18 protein-coding genes and 1 tRNA gene are annotated in these 18,024 nt (G+C 60.4%); 10 read left to right on the top strand and 9 right to left on the bottom strand.

From position 1 onward, the window contains the following. The first annotated feature begins 921 nt into the window (after window positions 1-921). Window positions 922-1,242, top strand: a complete 321-nt coding sequence (locus NJLHNGOC_RS15715; protein WP_133258737.1) for a helix-turn-helix transcriptional regulator — start codon at window positions 922-924, stop codon at window positions 1,240-1,242. Window positions 1,243-1,974: 732 nt separating this feature from the next. On the opposite strand, the gene NJLHNGOC_RS11515 is transcribed toward NJLHNGOC_RS15715, so the two are convergent. From NJLHNGOC_RS11515 to gatC, 4 genes are all read right to left on the bottom strand, one after another. Next, window positions 1,975-2,066: transfer RNA gene (locus NJLHNGOC_RS11515), tRNA-Ser, on the bottom strand. 100 nt (window positions 2,067-2,166) lie between these two features. Then, a complete protein-coding gene (gene gatB, locus NJLHNGOC_RS11510) occupies window positions 2,167-3,615 on the bottom strand; it encodes an Asp-tRNA(Asn)/Glu-tRNA(Gln) amidotransferase subunit GatB (protein ID WP_113596492.1) in 1,449 nt (482 codons plus the stop codon). Continuing rightward, on the bottom strand, window positions 3,615-5,096 hold the full coding sequence (gatA, locus tag NJLHNGOC_RS11505) for an Asp-tRNA(Asn)/Glu-tRNA(Gln) amidotransferase subunit GatA (RefSeq protein ID WP_113596491.1): 1,482 nt from the start codon (window positions 5,094-5,096) through the stop codon (window positions 3,615-3,617). The genes gatB and gatA overlap by 1 nt, the downstream gene beginning before the upstream one ends. Further along, window positions 5,096-5,383, bottom strand: coding sequence for an Asp-tRNA(Asn)/Glu-tRNA(Gln) amidotransferase subunit GatC (gene gatC, locus NJLHNGOC_RS11500; protein WP_113596546.1), 288 nt, complete (start codon window positions 5,381-5,383; stop codon window positions 5,096-5,098). Before gatC ends, gatA begins: the two co-directional genes overlap by 1 nt. 75 nt (window positions 5,384-5,458) lie before the next feature. On the opposite strand from gatC, the gene ruvX reads away from it, so the two are divergent. After that, on the top strand, window positions 5,459-5,920 hold the full coding sequence (gene ruvX / locus NJLHNGOC_RS11495; protein ID WP_113596490.1) for a Holliday junction resolvase RuvX: 462 nt from the start codon (window positions 5,459-5,461) through the stop codon (window positions 5,918-5,920). Here the strand turns inward: ruvX and NJLHNGOC_RS11490 are convergent. Next, window positions 5,884-6,216: a hypothetical protein gene (locus NJLHNGOC_RS11490; RefSeq protein WP_133258736.1), complete on the bottom strand. Its 333-nt coding sequence runs from the start codon at window positions 6,214-6,216 to the stop codon at window positions 5,884-5,886. The two genes, ruvX and NJLHNGOC_RS11490, sit on opposite strands and share 37 nt — an antisense overlap. Window positions 6,217-6,422: 206 nt before the next feature. On the opposite strand from NJLHNGOC_RS11490, the gene NJLHNGOC_RS11485 reads away from it, so the two are divergent. From NJLHNGOC_RS11485 to NJLHNGOC_RS11455, 7 genes are all read left to right on the top strand, one after another. Further along, complete coding sequence (locus NJLHNGOC_RS11485) at window positions 6,423-7,739, top strand: UDP-glucose dehydrogenase family protein (RefSeq protein WP_113596488.1); 1,317 nt, start codon at window positions 6,423-6,425, stop codon at window positions 7,737-7,739. A gap of 109 nt (window positions 7,740-7,848) precedes the next feature. Beyond that, the gene (locus tag NJLHNGOC_RS11480) at window positions 7,849-8,904 is read left to right on the top strand and encodes an AI-2E family transporter (protein ID WP_113596487.1); all 1,056 of its coding nucleotides are present in this window, start codon (window positions 7,849-7,851) and stop codon (window positions 8,902-8,904) included. Window positions 8,905-9,033: 129 nt separating this feature from the next. Next, on the top strand, window positions 9,034-10,551 hold the full coding sequence (locus tag NJLHNGOC_RS11475; RefSeq protein WP_239021494.1) for an FAD-dependent oxidoreductase: 1,518 nt from the start codon (window positions 9,034-9,036) through the stop codon (window positions 10,549-10,551). Between the two features lie 118 nt (window positions 10,552-10,669). Next, window positions 10,670-11,701: an SDR family oxidoreductase gene (locus NJLHNGOC_RS11470; RefSeq protein WP_113596485.1), complete on the top strand. Its 1,032-nt coding sequence runs from the start codon at window positions 10,670-10,672 to the stop codon at window positions 11,699-11,701. 107 nt (window positions 11,702-11,808) lie between these two features. After that, a complete protein-coding gene (locus NJLHNGOC_RS11465; RefSeq protein WP_113596484.1) occupies window positions 11,809-12,006 on the top strand; it encodes a hypothetical protein in 198 nt (65 codons plus the stop codon). Between the two features lie 95 nt (window positions 12,007-12,101). Next, window positions 12,102-13,175: a retropepsin-like aspartic protease gene (locus tag NJLHNGOC_RS11460; protein WP_113596483.1), complete on the top strand. Its 1,074-nt coding sequence runs from the start codon at window positions 12,102-12,104 to the stop codon at window positions 13,173-13,175. A gap of 13 nt (window positions 13,176-13,188) precedes the next feature. After that, a complete protein-coding gene (locus tag NJLHNGOC_RS11455; RefSeq protein WP_113596482.1) occupies window positions 13,189-14,985 on the top strand; it encodes an ABC transporter ATP-binding protein in 1,797 nt (598 codons plus the stop codon). Between the two features lie 226 nt (window positions 14,986-15,211). Here NJLHNGOC_RS11455 and NJLHNGOC_RS11445 read toward each other — a convergent pair whose 3' ends face one another. Together NJLHNGOC_RS11445 and NJLHNGOC_RS11440 are read right to left on the bottom strand one after the other, a co-directional pair. Beyond that, entirely contained in the window at window positions 15,212-15,604 is a 393-nt protein-coding gene (locus NJLHNGOC_RS11445) for a hypothetical protein (RefSeq protein WP_113596480.1), read from the bottom strand. A 77-nt stretch (window positions 15,605-15,681) separates the two neighbouring features. Continuing rightward, on the bottom strand, window positions 15,682-16,188 hold the full coding sequence (locus NJLHNGOC_RS11440) for a hypothetical protein (protein WP_239021493.1): 507 nt from the start codon (window positions 16,186-16,188) through the stop codon (window positions 15,682-15,684). 241 nt (window positions 16,189-16,429) lie between these two features. Here NJLHNGOC_RS11440 and thiM point away from each other — a divergent pair, with 241 nt between their 5' ends. Beyond that, complete coding sequence (gene thiM / locus NJLHNGOC_RS11435) at window positions 16,430-17,221, top strand: hydroxyethylthiazole kinase (RefSeq protein ID WP_239021492.1); 792 nt, start codon at window positions 16,430-16,432, stop codon at window positions 17,219-17,221. A 6-nt stretch (window positions 17,222-17,227) separates the two neighbouring features. Here the strand turns inward: thiM and NJLHNGOC_RS11430 are convergent, their stop codons facing one another. Then, a complete protein-coding gene (locus NJLHNGOC_RS11430; RefSeq protein WP_113596479.1) occupies window positions 17,228-17,680 on the bottom strand; it encodes a hypothetical protein in 453 nt (150 codons plus the stop codon). Between the two features lie 126 nt (window positions 17,681-17,806). Next, on the bottom strand, window positions 17,807-18,024 hold a 218-nt coding region (locus tag NJLHNGOC_RS16170), incomplete at its 5' end, for a hypothetical protein (RefSeq protein WP_206059782.1).

Genomic DNA, 18,024 nt, shown 5'->3' with positions numbered 1-18,024 from the left:
TTGATCCAGTTGCACATACAGTCAGTATCATTAAATAAAACTTCGTAACAAATAATGAAACGGACGGGCTGATAATGTCGGGACACCTTTAAACGACTGTTGAACCCGAATGATCCCCACCCGTCAGGTTATCGCGCCCATATGCCTGTTGCTTCCGCTGATGTTGGGTGCCTGCCATGGGCACGGTTATGACACGGATGCCACCTGTCGAAGGGAGCAGCCATCGGGCATGCGATCCGGTCTGGGGCGAGGATTCCACGGTGGCCTGTCGGAAAGCTTCGGGGGCGGTTTCGGACCCGGTGGCGGGATGGCCGGCATGATGCCCGGCGGCGGTACGCTCGGTGGCATGATGGGACGAGGCATGGGGGGCGACGGGCCACCTGATGGCGGGTTCGGGGGGCATAGGGGCCCTCCAGCAGATATGGATCAGTCCGCCAGCCGCTGCGGTCCGCCCCCCATACCACGCGGTGGCAAGGCAGGACCGGCAACATCGGCCGGGGAAGCGCATGATGACGTGGACGTATCAAGGATCCGGATTGGCGGATCGAATTAGATGACGCGTTTCCTGTCCCGATTCATGATGATTTCCGGGTGTCTGTTTATCCTTGCCGGTTGTGCCGGACACAGGCAGCCTCTGGATGATGACGGCCTGCCTGTTACCGACGGGTCAGAAAATAGCGGTATGCCAGGCGGGGGTAGGGGCGGCCCCGGAGGTGGCGGGATCTGGTCGGAAGTGCTGCGTACCGCCATGCAGACCGGCATGGGATTCCTGCATCATTAAAATTGGTTGTAGGAATTTCAATGTTGCAGGAATCTCCGGTTTTTTTGTGGATGGGTACAAAACGCCTGTTCTTCAGACAGATCTGATGACGTGGGGTCTGTTATCGCGCTTTGGCGATAGCCTGATCAGCGTGAAATATAATGGGGGCGACATATATAACTGTAGCGCCACGGCAATGGGAACGGTCAGGTATCGTTCTGCTTGCTAAAAAACTGGGTATGCCTTTGCTTGATGTTTCGAACATCATGCAGACATTGGGTCTGACAAAATCAGAGGCACGTCTTGCCAGTGTTGTCGGATCTGGTTGCCCACCACGTAAAGCAGCGGAACTGATTGGAATATCGGAACAGTATGCCAGAACCATACTCAAGGATATATTCTATAAACTCGATGTAAACAGTCAGAGTCGGCTTGCTGTCTTTATCAGAGATATTGCGTCTTTGGGATGTTTTTTCCATTGAGCATTTGGAGGCGTAATCGATCTGCTTTTCGGTCGTCTCTCATTTATGACAAGAGCAGACCTCTTTATGGTTTCCAGAAAATGAAAATAGCCGCGAAGCAGATGGCTGAGCAGAAAGTATGGGCACAACGATCGTAACGCGTCGTGATACCATGCCACTTTTCAAGTTTGCTGAAGAAGTCTCGTCCCTATGCAGCTATCCGTAAAGATGTCTGCCGTAAGGCAGTCGCCTTTTTTCGTGTTTTGTTGAAGGAATACAGACCGCAATGCCGCGCGTGGTCGATACTTCCTGACCATGACCTTTGTCATAGCGCTTATCAATGATCAGAGAATGAACCTCTGGCAGGATAGGCGACAGGACGCGGACAACCACAATGATCGCGCTTCTGGTCATCTGTAAAAAGCGTGGCGCTGGGACGCTTTACACCATTGCAGACGGTGTAAAGATTCGGATACAGGTACGCAGCGTATCCGTCCGATTCTGTGTGCGATATTTCCCCTTTATTACGCAGTGACCCGTGGTTCGGTGCTGCTGTCGGGCGGCGTCCATGACATTGCCAATCATGGATATTGCCGACTGGGTGCATCATCGGGGAGAGGCGCCGGATCCTAATACCCTATCACATACATCATTCGACCTCTTTCCATGTCGCCGCATGTCGGGCCAGAAGGCGATAAAACGACAGAAACCTGCAGGTTCTGTCACCTGTTGTCGCTGTATGTCGGGGAAAATTGGCGGAGGGGATGGGATTCGAACCCACGGAACGAGTTACCCCGTTCAGCGATTTAGCAAACCGCCGCCTTCAGCCTCTCGGCCACCCCTCCGCCGGGGAAAAGCGTATATTTCTACACGGCGTTTGCAGCGCTGCTTGTAGCGTGTTCCCGCAGCGCCGTCAAATGCTCAGATGAAAAAAATATTCAGTTTTTACAAAACCTTTTTCAGCGCCTCGTTAACCAGGGCCGGATTGGCCTTGCCGGCCATCGCCTTCATGACCTGACCCACGAAAAATCCGAACAGACGGTCCTTGCCGTCCCGGTATTCTTCAACCTTGTCGGCATGGCGGGCCATGATGTCCGCCACCGCCTTGTCGATGGCGCCGGTGTCCGTGACCTGTTTCAGGCCCTTGCGTTCGACGATGTCGGCGGCGCTGTCGCCGGTTTCCAGCATGTCCTCGAACACTTCCTTGGCAATCTTGCCATTGATCGTGCCGTCGGAAACAAGGTCCAGCATGCCCCCCAGCGCTTCGGCTGAAATGGGGCTGTCCTGGATATCGCGTCCACTCCTGTTCAGGGCCGCGAATAGGTCGCCCGTCACCCAGTTGGCCGCCAGCCGGCCATCGCGGCCATGCGCGACCGTTTCGTAATAATCGGCGATCGCCTGTTCCGCCACCAGCACGCTGGCGTCGTAATGGGGGATGCCGTACTCCTTTTCGAAGCGGTCGCGCTTGTCATCAGGCAGTTCCGGAAGGGACTTTTCCAGATTGCGCACCCATTCTTCCTCGATCACCAGCGGCAGCAGGTCCGGGTCGGGGAAATAGCGGTAATCGTGGGCGTCTTCCTTGCTGCGCAGGGATCGCGTCTCGTTGCGGGAGGGATCGAACAGGCGCGTTTCCTGATCGACGGAACCCCCTGATTCCCAGATTTCCACCTGTCGCGCGGCTTCGGCCTCGATCGCGTGCATGACATAGCGGATGGAGTTGACGTTCTTGATTTCGCACCGCGTGCGGAAGGGCTCGTCTTTCTTGCGGACCGAGACGTTGACATCCGCGCGCATGGAGCCTTCCTCCATGTTGCCATCGCAGGTGCCCAAGTAACGCAGGATCATGCGCAGCTTGCGCAGATAGGCGCCGGCTTCCTCGGGGGAGCGGATGTCCGGCTCGCTGACGATTTCCATCAGGGCCACGCCCGCGCGGTTCAGGTCGATAAAGGACCGGCTGGGATCCTGGTCGTGCATCGACTTGCCCGCATCCTGTTCCAGATGCAGCCGCGTGATGCCGATTTGGCGCACCGTCCCGTCAGACAGTTCGATTTCCACGGTCCCTTCGCCGACGATGGGATGCGTGAACTGGCTGATCTGGTAGCCGGTGGGCAGGTCGGCATAGAAATAGTTCTTGCGGTCGAAGCGGCTCTGCAGGTTGATGCGTGCCTTCAGGCCCAGCCCGGTGCGCACGGCCTGCGCCACGCATTCGCGGTTGATGACCGGCAGCATGCCGGGGAAACCCGCATCCACAAGGCTGACATGGGTATTGGCCTCGCCGCCATAGGTGGCGGATGCACCCGAAAACAGCTTGGATTTGCTGATGACCTGCGCGTGGACTTCCAGCCCGACGACAATCTCCCACGTTCCGGTCTTGCCTTCGATCAGGTAGGACATCACACGCCCTCCGCACGGATGGCGGGCCGGTGCGTGAATGCCGCCGCGCGTTCCAGCGCGTGTCCCGCCGCCAGCAGGCTTTTTTCGTCAAAGGGACGGCCGATCAGCTGCAGGCCCAGCGGCAGCCCGCGTTCGCTCAGCCCGGCCGGTAGCGACATGGCGGGCATCCCCGCCATGCTGGCGGGAACGGTGAATACGTCATTAAGATACATCTGGACCGGATCATCCGTCTTTTCACCCTGCGCAAAGGCAGGGGAGGGGGCAGTCGGGGTCAGCATCACGTCAACTTTTTCAAAAGCTTCCGTAAAATCACGACGGATCAGCGACCGCACCTTCTGCGCCTTGAGGTAATAGGCATCGTAATATCCCGCCGACAGGACATAGGTGCCGATCATGATGCGACGGCGCACTTCCGCGCCAAACCCCTCGCGCCGGGTTTTTTCATACATTTCGTCGAGTGTCGGTGCCTCGACCCGGCGGCCGAAACGCACGCCGTCATAACGCGCAAGGTTGGACGAACATTCGGCGGGCGCCACGATGTAATAGGTCGCCAGTCCGTATTTCGTATGCGGCAGCGAGACATCGACAATTTCACAGCCCGCGTCACGCAGCCATGCGATGCCCTTCTGCCATGACGCCTCGATTTCGGCGGGCATGCCTTCGACGCGGTATTCGCGCGGGATGCCGACGCGCATGCCCTTCAGGCTGCCGGAACATGCGGCGCGATAGTCATCGACGGGATGATCGACGCTGGTGCTGTCCTTGGGGTCGAAACCGGCCATGGACTGCAGCATGATGGCGCAGTCCTCTACCGTGCGGGCCATCGGTCCGGCCTGGTCCAGTGAACTGGCAAAGGCGATGGTGCCCCAGCGGCTGCACCGCCCGTAGGTCGGCTTCAGCCCCACGATCCCGCAATAGGCGGCGGGCTGGCGGATGGAACCGCCCGTATCGGTGCCGGTGGCCCCCATCGCCAGTCCCGCGGCGACGGCGGCGGCGGACCCGCCCGACGACCCGCCGGGGACCAGCGCCGTCTGCGGATCTCCCTCACGCTTCCACGGGTTTTCGACATTGCCGAACGCGGAGGTGATGTTGGCCGACCCCATGGCGAATTCGTCAAGGTTCGTCTTGCCGACAAACACCGCGCCATCGCGCAGCAGGTTGGCCGTCACGGTGCTTTCATAGGGGGGAATGAAATTTTCCAGCATCCGGCTGGCCGCGGTGGTGCGCACACCGTTGGTGCAGAACAGGTCCTTGATCCCCAGCGGAATCCCCGCAAGGTCCGGCGCATCGCCATGACCCAGCAGTTCGTCGGCGCGTTCCGCCGCCTTCAGCGCGTCTTCGGACGTCACGGTGATGAAGGCATTGAGCCGCCCGTTCAGCCGGTCGATCGCATCGACATGTGCCTTCACCAGCTCGACGGCCGAGAATTCACGGCGTCGCAATCCGTCCCGCGCCGCGGCGATTGTCAGTTCGGTCAGCATTATTCAACCACCTTCGGCACGGTATAATAGGGGCCAACCGTATCGGTGGCGTTGGACAGGACGGCGTCACGGATATTCCCGTCGGTCACGATATCGTCACGCATGCGCAGGACCGCGTGTTCGGTGCCAACCATCGGGGCGACGCCATCGACGTTCACCTCGTCCAGCTGTTCGATCCACCCGAGGATGCCGTTCAGCTCCCCTTGCAGGGACTGCAGGTCGGATTCGTCAATACCAATCCGTGCCAGCCGGGCTATACGGCGGACGGTCGCGGGATCAAGCGACATGAAGCAATAACTTTCCATCGTGACAGTGTCAGAATATCCTGCGCGCAGGAATGCCAAGGACAATAGCCCCAGACGATGCCCCTGTTCAACATACCCGAACTGCGTTCTGCCCTGCGGCCCGGACAGCGTCTGATGGGAATCGACCCCGGCCAGAAGACGATCGGAATCGCGCTGTCCGATGTCTCGCTCATGCTGGCCTCACCGTGCACCACGGTGCGCAGGCGCAAGCTTTCCCTTGTCGCGGCGGAAATCGGGGAACTGGTCCGCCAGCATGATGTGGGCGGACTGGTCGGGGGGCTGCCGCTTTCGCTTGATGGCAGCTTTGGCCCGGCGGCGCAGGCCGCGCGTGACTGGCTGATGAACCTGTCGCATCAGGTCGGCCTGCCTGCGGCACTCTGGGACGAACGGCTGTCGTCCTCGGCGGTCAACCGCATCCTGATCCACGATGTGGACATGACCCGCCGCCGGCGTGAACAGGTGGTGGACAAGATGGCAGCGGCCTACATCCTCCAGGCTGCGCTGGATGCCTCCGCCTGACGGAGCTGCCATGCCGTTTCCATGCCGCCGTCCGCCTGCCTGCCGAACAGGGCCTGCAGCAGGACAAGGATAAGGAACAGGGCCGCAAGCAGGCCGAATGCCCGGCCGAACGCGCGAAAGGCCCCGATCACCAGCAGCACAAGCACGATGATCAGCACGACGCGCTGGACCTGACCATGCAGGCCGACAGAGTCCATCATGGCAGCCATGAAGCTTTCGATCAGCACGATCCCGGCGATCACCAGTCCGACAAGGCCGAACAGCATGTTCCCCAGAAGATTCAGCACATGGGCCATGACCGCGCGACTTTCCCCGTGAATGTCGGCCCGCACGCGATCGGTGGAAAGATCCCGCGGGCCATCCGTCCGCTAACGCATGGGGCGCGGGCGGCGTTCAGGCAGGAGGGCGGCGAAATTCCCCCATCGCCGGAACCACTTGTCAGAAGGGTGGAGAGCGTGCTGTTTAAACAGCGATATTTTGACCGGAAAGGAGCGGGCAGCGGATGAAGATCGCCGTTATCGGGGCGGGTTACGTAGGTCTTGTGTCAGGTGCGTGCCTTGCCGATTTTGGCCATGAGGTCTGCTGCATCGACAGGGATCCCCGTCGTATCGAGAACCTCAGGGCCGGGCGCATGCCGATCTACGAGCCCGGCCTTGCCGAACTGACGGCGGCCAACGTGTCGGCGGGGCGGCTGTCTTTTGAACAGGATCTGGCGACCGGCATCCGGGACGCGGAAGTCATCTTCATCGCCGTCGGCACTCCCTCCCGACCGGAGGACGGGCATGCCGACCTGACGTTCGTTTATGACGTGGCGCGTGAAATCGCGGCCCACCTGAAGGGATACGCCGTCATCGTCACGAAATCGACGGTGCCGGTCGGCACCAGTGACGAGGTCGAACGTCTGGTGCGCTCGCTGCGTCCTGAAATCGAGTTTTCCGTTGCCTCCAACCCGGAGTTCCTGCGTGAAGGGGCGGCGATCGGGGATTTCAAGATCCCTGACCGTATCGTGGTCGGGGTGGAGGATGACCGCGCGCGTGCGGTGATGGCGGCAGTCTATCGCCCCCTGTTCCTCAATCAGGCGCCCACGCTGTTTACCGACCGCCGGTCGTCGGAACTGACGAAATACGCGGCCAACGCGTTTCTTGCGACGAAGATCACCTTCATCAACGAAATGGCGGATATCTGCGAAAAAACTGGCGCCAATGTGCAGGATGTGGCCCGGGGCATGGGGCTGGACAAACGCATCGGGCCGAAATTCCTCCATGCGGGTCCCGGTTTTGGCGGGTCGTGCTTTCCCAAGGATGTGCGCGCGCTGATCAAGACCGGACAGGATTTTGATGTTCCCAGCCGCATCGTGGAGGCGGTGGCCGACGTCAACGAACGGCGCAAGCGCAGGATGGGACGCCGGATCATCGCCGCGTGCGGCGGCGACATACGCGACCGCGTCATTGCCGTGCTGGGCCTGACCTTCAAGCCCCGCACCGACGACATGCGCGAGGCCCCTTCGATTGCCATCATCCAGACGCTGCATGACGCGGGCGCGCGCGTCCATGCCTTTGACCCTGCTGGAATGGAACAGGCGCGCGAGGTACTGGGGGACGTGACGTATTTCCGGGACCCGTACGAGGCCGTGGCCGGGGCCGATGCGGTGGCGATCGTCACGGAATGGGAATCCCTGCGTGCGCTGGACCTGAAAAAGATGCATGGCCTGATGCACAAGTCGATTCTGGTGGACCTGCGCAATATCTACATCCCGGAACAGGCGGTCGCGGCGGGCTTTACCTATCTTTCGGTCGGGCGGGGGGATCTGGAAACATAAGGCGCGGTGAAAAGTTTCGCCGTTAAGGGTTTTCTGTATGTTCCGGGGATATGGTGATTGTATGTCTGGATATCACCATCCTCGGTAAAACATCAGGAAGCCATCATTCATGGGAAATACGTCCCGGGTCCAGTATGTCGCCACCGGCATATTCGTATGTCTGGTCATCATCGCGTCCCTGTATATCGAACAGTCCTTTCTGGGCGCGTTCGTATGGGGCATCATCCTGTCCATTACCGCATTTCCCCTGTACCTGGCCCTGCGTGCCCGCGGGTGCGGCAACATGGTGGCCTCGCTGATCATCAGCGTGGGGATCTTCGCGCTGCTTGCTGTGCCGATGGTGGTCATGGTGGCCAAGGCGGTGGATGACCTGCCCTCGCTTTACGGCTGGGTAAAATCCGCGTCCCAGACGGGAATTGCCGTCCCTGAACAGGTGAAGGACCTGCCGGCCGGGGGCAGGATCGTGCCCCTGTGGCAGAAATACCTGTCGGATCCCGACGAACTGCGAAGCTGGCTGGGATCGGTGACCCATACATTCGCCAGCAGTGACGGCAAATCCGTCACGCATCACCTGATGGAAATCGTCGAAACCTTCATGATCGCGGTGCTGTCGGTCTATTTCTTTCTGGTTTCGGCCGAAAGCCTGATTGGTGACATCCGCGCGGTGGGCAAGAAATTCCTCGGCCGTCGCGCAACCGATGCCATCGACAATATCGTGGGCTCGGTGCGTGGAACGGTCGCGGGGCTGGTGCTGGTCGGAATGGGTGAGGGCGTCATCATCGGGATCGGCTATTTCCTGGCGGGAACGCCGCATCCCGCCCTGTTCATGCTGCTGACCGCGATCGTCAGCATCGTGCCGTTCTGTGGTCCTGTCGTTCTGGCTGCCGCGCTGGCGACCACCTTTGCCGCCAGTGGTGGCACGCCCGCCCTGATTGTCGGGCTTGTCGGGGCGATGGCGTATTTTTTCGGCGATCATTTCGTGCGGCCCAAGCTGATCAGCGGGAATACGAAAATCCCGTTTCTTGCCGTCCTGACCGCAATTCTGGGGGGACTGCATGCCTGTGGCCTGCTGGGACTGTTTATCGGGCCGGCGGTCATCGCGGTGGCATTTTCGCTCTGGCGTTCGGCGGTCGCCGACAGCCGCGCGGACATCGCCGCGACCTGACGGATGGAACCGCAAGAGGGAGCATCACGGAACAGGTGCGCAACCACGCGGAGCATCATGACGTTAGGAAAACATCCCCCTGTGACGTGACGCGTCATGCAAAATCATGATCCTGACAGGAGAAATTCCATGCATGATATTTCCGATACTGAAAACACATGGTTCGATGTCATTGCGGTATCGGAAGTGCGCGGCATGCGTCCTGTCAGGGTGGAGGTCGCCGGGACAGCGATGGTCCTGGTTTCGCAGGAGGGCGAGGTCAGGGCATTTGCCGCCACCTGCCCGCACAAGGGCGCGCCCCTTGAAAAAGGGATCGTGTGTGAAGGGCGCATCGTCTGTCCCTGGCACAAGGCAGAGTTTTCGGCGCATGACGGGCGTCTTCTGGAACCGCTCGCACTGGACCCGCTGCCGCGTTACCCGACACGGGTAAGGCAGGGAAGGGTGGAGGTCGCACCCCATGTGGAGCCGTCACCGTCTTCGCCACGGGTGGCAGAGACCCGGTCCGTTATCATCGTCGGGGCAGGTGCTGCCGGAACGGCGACTGCGGTCTTCCTGCGCGAAGCAGGTTTCGCGGGGCGGATCACCCTGATCGGTCAGGAAGACTGCGCCCCCTATGACAGGACGGCGTTGAGCAAGAACGTGCTGGCAGGCAAGGCCGAACATAATGCCCCGCCGCCTTTGCGCCCGGAAAATTTTTATGAAACGCATGATGTCGTCTGCCGCGTGGGCCGTGTCGTGGCGATGGAGCCCGAAACACGCACGCTGAGACTGGCGGATGGTGAAAGCCTGTCGGCTGATCATGTCGTCCTGGCGCCCGGCAGCACGCCACGGATGCTGGATGTTCCGGGCCATGACCTGAAGGGCGTCTTTACGCTGCGTACTTCGCGCGATGCACAGGCGATCCTGTCATCCGGACGGGCGCGCAGGGACTGGCGGGTGGTGATCTGTGGCGGAAGCTTCATCGCGATGGAAGCGGCCGCGGCCCTGAGGCAGCATGGCGCGAACGTTACCATCGTGGCAGATCCCGCCATACCGTTTGAAAACGTGCTGGGCGTGGAAATCGGCGGGCGTCTGCGTGCGCTGTATGAAGCAAACGGCGTTGTCTATCGCGGGGGACGACGCGTTGCGAAAATAGTGGGCGACGATCACGTCGGTGGTGTCATCCTTGATAATGGGGAAAGCCTTGCTGCGGATACGGTGGTCGCGGGCATCGGGGTGCGGCCCGCGACGGACTTCCTGCCGCAATCCCTGCTGGCTGGGGATGGTGGTATCGATGTGGATGGGCGGATGCGCGTCCTGCCCGGCATTCATGTCGTGGGCGATGCCGCCCGGTTCATGCATGGGGGCCGTCGCATGCGCATCGAACACTGGCGCACCGCGCAGGTACAGGGACGCGTGGCGGCGCGTGCGATTGTCGGCATGGAGGACGAATTTGACGAAATTCCATGGTTCTGGACCCAGCAGTTTGGAAAAAAGCTGGAATATGCCGGGTATCAGGAGGAATTCGATCATGTGGAAATCGAAGGGGACCTGGAGCATTTCGATTTCACCGCGACCCTTTCACGTCAGGGACGCCCTGTCGGCGTGATTACCGGCGGCCGGCCCGATGTGACCGCCCGGATGGTGGTGCGGCCCCTGCCGGGGTGAACAGCCATAATTTCCACCTTATTTCCATATGAATGGTGAACGCGGGGCAGACTTGGTCTGCCCCTTCTGTTTCGGGGATCATCAGGTTGTGAATGCCCCGAAGATATGACTATCTCCCATGGGACAATTTTTTCACGTCCCGTCTGTAAAACGCGTCAAGGTTGATAAATTGCACGATTCTAGAGAAAAAGTTGTCATCATCACCGGCGGGTCCTCGGGGATCGGTCGATGCACTGCCCGGATGTTTGCTTCCCATCAGTGGAAAGTCGGCATCATCGCCCGGGGACAGGCCGCGATGGAGGCAACGGCGCAGGACGTGCGCAAACATGGGGGCATCCCCGCCATTGCCGAGGCCGATGTCACGGATACCGCCGCGCTGGAGGCCGCGACCGACGCCATCATCGCGGCGCTGGGACCGGTCGATGTCTGGATCAACTGCGCCGGGACCGGGATCTATGGCCGTTTCAGCGATGTGCGTGAAGATGAGTTCCAGCGCGTGACGGATGTGACCTATCATGGCACCGTCAACGGAACGCGCATTGCCCTGGAGCACATGCGCCGACAGGGGCATGGCTCCATCGTCAATGTCTGTTCCGCCATCGCGTTCCACGGGGTACCGCTGCTGTCGTCCTATGCCGGGGCGAAGGGGGCGGTCCGCGCCTTTACCCAGGCGATCCGTGGGGAACTGCGTCTGGAAAAAAGCCCGGTGCGGATCTGTTCCGTCTTCCCCGCCGCCATGAATACGCCCTTCTTCAGCCATGCGCTCAGCCATATGGGATGGCCCGCGCGCCCTGCCAAGCCGATCTATCAGCCCGAGGTCGCGGCGGAGGGGATATGGCTGGCGGCGCGCAGCAACCATTCCGAGCTTTTCATCACGGGCACCACGGAACTGTTTTCGCTGGCCACCCGCTTCATGCCGGGCGTCATTGGCTGGTGCGTCAGCCAGCTGGGAATGGAACGCCAGCTGACACGCGATGACCGCGCGGTCGATTTGTGCGAACCCACCCTGTTCCAGCCTTCCGTGCGGGTTCGGGGCGGGCGCGGCCCGTTCAGCCATCAGGCGCGGGGGTGGAGCCTTCAGGTCCGGCTGCTTGCGCTGCGCATGAAGATATCCGACGCCATCAGGGGCATGTTTCGCAAACGGGGATAAGGCCGGCCGGATTGGGATTTTTGCCTGCCGGGCTGAACGATTTTCATGATGCGACGTTGTGTGGAGATACCTTCATTCCAGACAAGGGGTATCACGACATGAAATGCATGGCGATCAGCACGCTGGGATTCTTTTTTTCCGGGGGCATCAGCAATGCCTATGCCACGCCTGCCTCTCCGGTTTCGATCGTGATGTTCGTGCCGGATCATGCGGGGCAGCCGTCCCGCGCGGACGTGCATATGTCTGGCGACACGAAGGCCTGCGCCTATGCCCGTCCGATAATGGAACAGGCGCAGATGCGATAGCGTGGGGGCGGCGGGTCATTTCATGGCCTGCCGCCGCGCATATTCCATGCTAGGTTCTGGCGGTCTAAAAACGCAGCAAAGTCCCGTCACACAGCATGCACCCCAGCCCTATCGCCTGTCCGGGCCGCAATGTCCCGTCATTCCTGTGTTCTGGCGCCGGGCGCATCCGCTGGTCGGTCCGTTCCCTCGTGGCGTGTTTTTTCGTGTGGGCGTGGCATGGGGCCGCCCTGGGCGAGGACATGATTGATGGCGTGCTGCCCGCGCGATGCGTGGCGCATGTCATGACCGTCCCCCTGATGTCGCACAGCGGCAGCCCGGTGGTGCCGGTCGAGGTCAATGGCACGTCAGGTCTGGCGTATGTCAGCTTCACGCAGGAAGAGGTGGGCGTTTTCCTCGGCGGGATGGATTATCCCAAGGGGCAGGTGTACCCCATCCAGACCATCGGGGGACGAAGCTATTCATTTTCCACCGTGGTCAGGTCCTTCCACCTTGCGCAGGGTGTGGCCGAAAATGTGCCTGCATGCGTGGTGGGCGACACGATAGAGAAAATTGGCGACAGGCCGGTCCTGGCGATTGTCGGTTACAGTATCCTCAGCAATTACGATGTGCTGCTCGACTTCGTGGGAAAGAAGATGATTCTTTTCCGTCTTTCGGAGACGGCGCAGGATTGCCGCGCGATGTCGCAGTGGCTGGGGCCGGATGCCGTATCCTTGCCGCTGCAGGCCAATGAGCGCGGGGTGCGGACGGGAATCGAGGTCACGGCCGGGAATGTGCCGCTTCATATGGAGGTGGAACCCGGCTCCAACGCCTCTGTCGTGCGGCAGAAGGATGCGCGCGCGGCGGGGATCACGCACGCCGTCCTGCGTGACGATCCGCGTGTCCGGACCGTGGTCGGGCGCGTCCTGCTTGGCCATCGCCATCACTTTGACAACGTGACGATTGGTGAATGGAAGGGACAGTCGCTGGATGTGAATGTGGAAAAGGCGCAGTACAACCTGCTGGGGATGGATTTCCTGCGCAACAGGAAGGTTCTCATGGCATTTCCCCAGGGAATGCTTTACGTCACGCGCGCGCAGGCCAGCACTGACGGGGATCTGCGCGTGCGCAGTGCGCTGAGTACCCATCTTGCCACCGCCACGGTTCAGGAAACGAGTGGCGTCAGCAGGTAGGAATGTCGCGGACATGACGCAGGAAACCGATGTGACCATTCCCGATGGCCTGATGGCGCGGTTGCGCCAGCGGCCCGTGTCGTTTGTCACGCGTTACGTCAGGCGGCATCTGGGGGTGCATGTCCTGATCATGGGGGCAATCGTCCTTGCGATGGGCTGCGGGGTCAGCACGTCCTACATCATCCGCCGGCTGGTCAATGCGATGGCGGCATCCCCGGCGCCGGACATATCGGTGGTCTGGGCCATGGTCATCGTGTTCTGCGTCGTGATCCTGATTGACGGTTGTGCCTGGCGGGTGGCGGGATGGCTGGCGTCGGGCGTGTTCGTGGAGGTGGGGGGAGATATCCGGCGCGATCTGTTCCGGTACCTGACAGGCCATTCGGCGGCCTATTTTTCCCAACGCATGTCCGGTGCGCTGTCCGCGCGGATTTCCACGGCGGCGAATGCGGTCTTCAGCATTGAAAACCTGACGGCATGGACCCTACTGCCATCCAGCCTGAACATCATCATGTCGATTGGCATGCTGATGACCGTCAGCCCGTGGATGGCATTGTCCATCGTCGGCATGACAGTCGGGGCGGGGTGCCTGATATTCCTTCTGGGGACGAAGGGACGCACCCTGCATCGTGCGTATGCGACGCAGGCTGCGGAAAACGATGGCGAAATGCTCGATATCGTCAACAACATGCCGCTTGTGCGCGCCTATGGCATGACCGCGCGTGAATGCCTGTACATGGGACAGCGCATCCGGCATGAGACGGGACTGCACCGGCGGTCGCTGCGTTATCTTGAAAAGCTGCGGATGTTTCATGCCGGCCTGACCATGCTCATGACCGCGGGACTGCTGATATGGGTCGTGATGCTGTGGCGTCTGCATCGCGCCACCATCGGCGACGTGGTGATGGTGACCACGCTGGGGTTTGTCATACTGAACTGCACACGCGACCTTGCCTTTGCCCTGGTGGAGGCCGTGCAGCATGTCTCCCGCCTGTCGGAAACGCTGGACCGGCTCCTGCTGCCCCACGAAACCGTCTCCCGCTTGCCATCACGCAGCCTGCTGCCGCGCAGCCACGGGCGCATCAGCATACGCGACGCATGTTTCTCCTATCCCGGCGGCAGGCCTGTCTTGTCGCATTTCAATCTCGAAATCGGGGCGGGCACGCGCGTCGGGCTGGTGGGACAGTCGGGGTCGGGGAAAAGCACGTTGCTGGCGTTGCTGCAGCGGCAGCGTTTCCTGCAGGAAGGGCAGATCCTGATCGACGGGATCGACATCCTGCAGCTTGACGAGGAAAGCATGCGGGGCTGCATGGCCGTGGTCGCGCAGGAGGTCGCATTGCTGCGACGTTCGGTGCGCGACAATATCCGCTATGGCTGTGAAAATGCGACGGATGCCGAAGTGGCCGCCGCCGCGTCCGCTGCGGGATGCCATGACTTCATCATGGCCATGCCGCAGCAGTTCGACACCATCGTGGGGGAACGTGGCGTCATGCTGTCAGGGGGGCAGCGCCAGCGGATCGCAATCGCGCGCGCCTTCCTGCGCAACGCCCCCATCCTGATCCTTGATGAGGCGACAAGCGCGCTGGACAGCCAGAGCGAAAAGCATGTGCAGGAAGCCCTTGACCGCCTCAAGGCCGGGCGGACCGTGATCGCCGTGGCGCATCGCCTGTCCACCCTGCAGGGCTTTGACAGGATCGTGGTCATGGATCATGGCCGCATCGTTCAGGATGGCAGCATGTCGGAACTGGAAAACATGCCGGGCATTTATCGCGATGTCCTGATGCAGCAGGACGCTGTGGCATTGGTCCGGTAACCGTCAGGGCGGAAAGGCGGTCGCGAAACGCTCCGCGCATCAGGGATGCCGCTTTCGTAAGCATTGGAGAGAGTGTTCGGAAACAGCCTCCTGATAAAATAACAAAAGTTTCTGGGTGCCGTCTTTTTTCAAAAAGACGGCTTCTTCTGAAGCTTTTTGCAAAAAGCTTTGCCAAAAACTTTTATAATTTCAGTATGTTATCGGGTCTGCCTGTTCAGGCAGCCTCTTAGTGAGACGTCGTAGCCTTCGCCTGTGCCTTGAGCATTTCCCCCAGCGTTTCATGAATTCCCTGCGGGGCGGGCTGGGGCAGGTGAAAGGTCAGCCTTCCGCCCGGCGGGATGCTGAACGACAGGAAAACCTCCTGCCGCGTCCGGTCGGTGGCAAGTTCCCACTGCGTGATTTCATAGGCCGGATTGGCCTGGCCGCCCCCAATGGCCTGACAGTCGGAGGCCAGCTTGGAAAACAGGGGCAGGCAGTTGACCAGTTGCCCGGGGGGAAATGACAGATGACGTATCGTGCCATCCGCATCCTCGACCTTCAGGATGACGTCCCTGCCATCCGGGGACGGCTGTCCACCAAGAATCTTGCGGATATTCAGTGTCTCGGGCGAAATACTCATGAACGGAGCCTGTTCCTGGTCAGGGGGATGGAAACCTCCATCATATCACCGTTGGCGGATGGAGGGGATGTCCGTCCCTATGGGTGCGCAAGGATCGCCCGGCAGGACAGCCCTTCTCCCGACAGGGTCTTTCCCCGGTTCGGATCAACCTTGAGGGTCAGGCGCATGACCGCGGCCGACAGATGCGCGCCGCTGTTATGGGTGGAAATCTTGATATTGATGTTGTTGTTGTTTTCCATGACTGCCCAGCTTCCACCCCGCGCCATGGTGGCTTCCGCCTTCACCGCCCAATAGGTCCCGTTCAGATCCCCCAGACGTGTCAGGTTATAGACGGAACCATCCCCACGAATATGGGAATAGCCGATCCCCACCGCCCCGCCGCCCCGGATCCTGACCGGATAGGAATGCGTTCCGTACAGCAGCTGCCCTTTGCCCCAGGTATAGCCACCCGCCACCGCGATGGATTTCACGGAAAAACACAGTCTGGCCATGGGCTGCCCCAGCGCATCATCGGCCCGGGCGGTCGGGATCGTGAAAATGCCTGCGAGCATCAGGGCAGACATGGGGAAAAGGACTGGACGCACAATATGTTCCTGAAAAACACGGATGGGGAATGGTGACGCAGCGGAAGGACGGAACGCCCCCTCGCAGCCTCGAAGACTGGAGAGTATCCTATTTGTCGGGCCTGCATCGGCAAAAGGCAAGTGCCGATCCGTTCACACCGCATCAATCAGCGTTATATGACAATGAATTCATGAAGCTTTTTGGCAGATGTCCACGATGCATGGCTGGATGTATCCTCATGAAGCCCAAGGGAGAAGCAGAATGTCGATGATCACGGTGTCATGGGACGATCCGGTCGTGCGCGCGAGACTGGTTGAAATCCGCAAACGCTCTCCCTTTGTGTATGGCCTGACGAATTATGTGGCCGCCACCCTCAGCGCCAATGTCCTGCTGGCAGTAGGGGCCGCGCCCGCCATCGGAAGCGCGCCGGGCTGGCCCGCGACTTTCGGCCGGGGGGCCGCCGCTGTCTGGGTCAATACGGCCGCCCTGATGGCGTCTTCGGCACGGGATCTGCAGGAAACAGTGCGTGGCGCGCAGGATGCCGGGGTGCCATGGGTGCTCGATCCCGTGGCATTTGGGGCAGGCTGCGCGGAATATGATGGTTTGGTAAGGCAGCTTCTGGATTTCAGCCCCAGCGTGATCCGGGGGAATGCCAGCGAACTGATGGCCCTTGCAGGCGCGGAAGCGGGGGGTAAGGGCGTGGAAAGCACGCAAAGCTCGCATGATGCCATCCCGCATATCCAGACACTCGCCCGTCGGACGGGGGCGGTCGTCGCGGTAAGTGGCGCGACGGATTACATCGTATCGGGATCCTCCCTGTTCGCAGTAAAAGGGGGGGACGTTCGCCTGACCCGCGTAACCGGTGCGGGATGCGCGCTTGGTGCTCTGGTCGCGGCGTTCCTTCCCGTCAGCGAAACGGTGGTGGAGGGCACATGTGCCGCGCATGCCGTCTATGCCGCCGCTGCCGAACGGGCCAGAGCAAGAACCGTCGGCACAGGCTCGTTCGGGGTAGCGCTGTTGGACGAACTGTCGATGCTGGCGGGCCTGCAGTAGCCGCCGTTATTTCGACTGCGGGGCGGATGGGGCAGATTCGCCCGGTTCGTCATTCAGATTGATGATGGCCTCATTGGCGAAGGAAATCATTTCGGATGAAGGATGCTTGCTGGCCTCGTTTGTCTTCTGGGCGATACCGCTGGTCATTGTCCGTAGTGCCGCGACCTCTGCCCGGACGTCATTAAGGATTTCGACCAGCGCCTGATGGTCTTCCGCCGCGCGTTGGTCCGATGCCTGGCTCAGCACTGCATTGCCGACCATCAGCGCCGGAAGCGCCACAAGCTGGATGCAGTTGCTGATGTATAAAAGGGTATTCTGCCAGGCTGGGGCCGCAAGCGGGATAAGCGAGAACACGAAGAAAGCATAAACGCACCAGATGCTTCCAAAAAGGAAAGTCATCTTTACCGCGATCTGGTCATTAAGCCGCGTGAGAAAGGTTGCCTTGGGAGCCGGTTGCATTGGGGTGTGCGTCTCTTGTCTGCTGGAATCGTGAATGAGATGAATGGCCCTTCATGACAGGAAAAAGGAGCCGCCCTCTGTCTGGTCTCACATTAAGGGGGAGGGGAGGGGCGGTCTGCTCTGATTTTAGTTATAGCAGTTATCGCAATGGAAATGTTTTGTTATATTATAACGACGCAAGGAAGCGCCAGAATCTGCCGGTGAATCTGCCGGTGAATCTGCGGAGAAAAAATAACAGTCTGAAATGGCCGAAAACTGCGGATGTGTGTCCTTTTGCAGGCGATGGGCCCAAAAAACTTTCATTTTTTGATTGACGGTGGTGATTGGTGACCGTATATCCCCGT

The sequence above is a fragment of the Novacetimonas cocois genome (assembly GCF_003311635.1).
Taxonomy (GTDB): domain Bacteria; phylum Pseudomonadota; class Alphaproteobacteria; order Acetobacterales; family Acetobacteraceae; genus Novacetimonas; species Novacetimonas cocois.
Note: the sequence above shows the minus strand (reverse complement) of the source record. Positions and strands in the feature narration are given on the sequence as shown.

Bases quoted from the DNA above. Each gene is read 5' to 3' on its own strand.
- NJLHNGOC_RS11460 (WP_113596483.1), top strand. From the start codon at position 12,102: ATGCACCCCAGCCCTATCGCCTGTCCGGGCCGCAATGTCCCGTCATTC.
- NJLHNGOC_RS11455 (WP_113596482.1), top strand. From the start codon at position 13,189: ATGACGCAGGAAACCGATGTGACCATTCCCGATGGCCTGATGGCGCGG.
- gatB (WP_113596492.1), bottom strand. From the start codon at position 3,615: ATGTCCTACCTGATCGAAGGCAAGACCGGAACGTGGGAGATTGTCGTC.
- NJLHNGOC_RS11475 (WP_239021494.1), top strand. From the start codon at position 9,034: ATGCATGATATTTCCGATACTGAAAACACATGGTTCGATGTCATTGCG.
- ruvX (WP_113596490.1), top strand. From the start codon at position 5,459: ATGCCCCTGTTCAACATACCCGAACTGCGTTCTGCCCTGCGGCCCGGA.
- NJLHNGOC_RS11485 (WP_113596488.1), top strand. From the start codon at position 6,423: ATGAAGATCGCCGTTATCGGGGCGGGTTACGTAGGTCTTGTGTCAGGT.
- thiM (WP_239021492.1), top strand. From the start codon at position 16,430: ATGTCGATGATCACGGTGTCATGGGACGATCCGGTCGTGCGCGCGAGA.
- gatA (WP_113596491.1), bottom strand. From the start codon at position 5,096: ATGCTGACCGAACTGACAATCGCCGCGGCGCGGGACGGATTGCGACGC.
- NJLHNGOC_RS15715 (WP_133258737.1), top strand. From the start codon at position 922: ATGGGGGCGACATATATAACTGTAGCGCCACGGCAATGGGAACGGTCA.
- NJLHNGOC_RS11465 (WP_113596484.1), top strand. From the start codon at position 11,809: ATGGCGATCAGCACGCTGGGATTCTTTTTTTCCGGGGGCATCAGCAAT.
- NJLHNGOC_RS11480 (WP_113596487.1), top strand. From the start codon at position 7,849: ATGGGAAATACGTCCCGGGTCCAGTATGTCGCCACCGGCATATTCGTA.
- NJLHNGOC_RS11445 (WP_113596480.1), bottom strand. From the start codon at position 15,604: ATGAGTATTTCGCCCGAGACACTGAATATCCGCAAGATTCTTGGTGGA.
- NJLHNGOC_RS11490 (WP_133258736.1), bottom strand. From the start codon at position 6,216: ATGGCCCATGTGCTGAATCTTCTGGGGAACATGCTGTTCGGCCTTGTC.
- NJLHNGOC_RS11430 (WP_113596479.1), bottom strand. From the start codon at position 17,680: ATGCAACCGGCTCCCAAGGCAACCTTTCTCACGCGGCTTAATGACCAG.
- NJLHNGOC_RS11470 (WP_113596485.1), top strand. From the start codon at position 10,670: ATGGGACAATTTTTTCACGTCCCGTCTGTAAAACGCGTCAAGGTTGAT.
- gatC (WP_113596546.1), bottom strand. From the start codon at position 5,383: ATGTCGCTTGATCCCGCGACCGTCCGCCGTATAGCCCGGCTGGCACGG.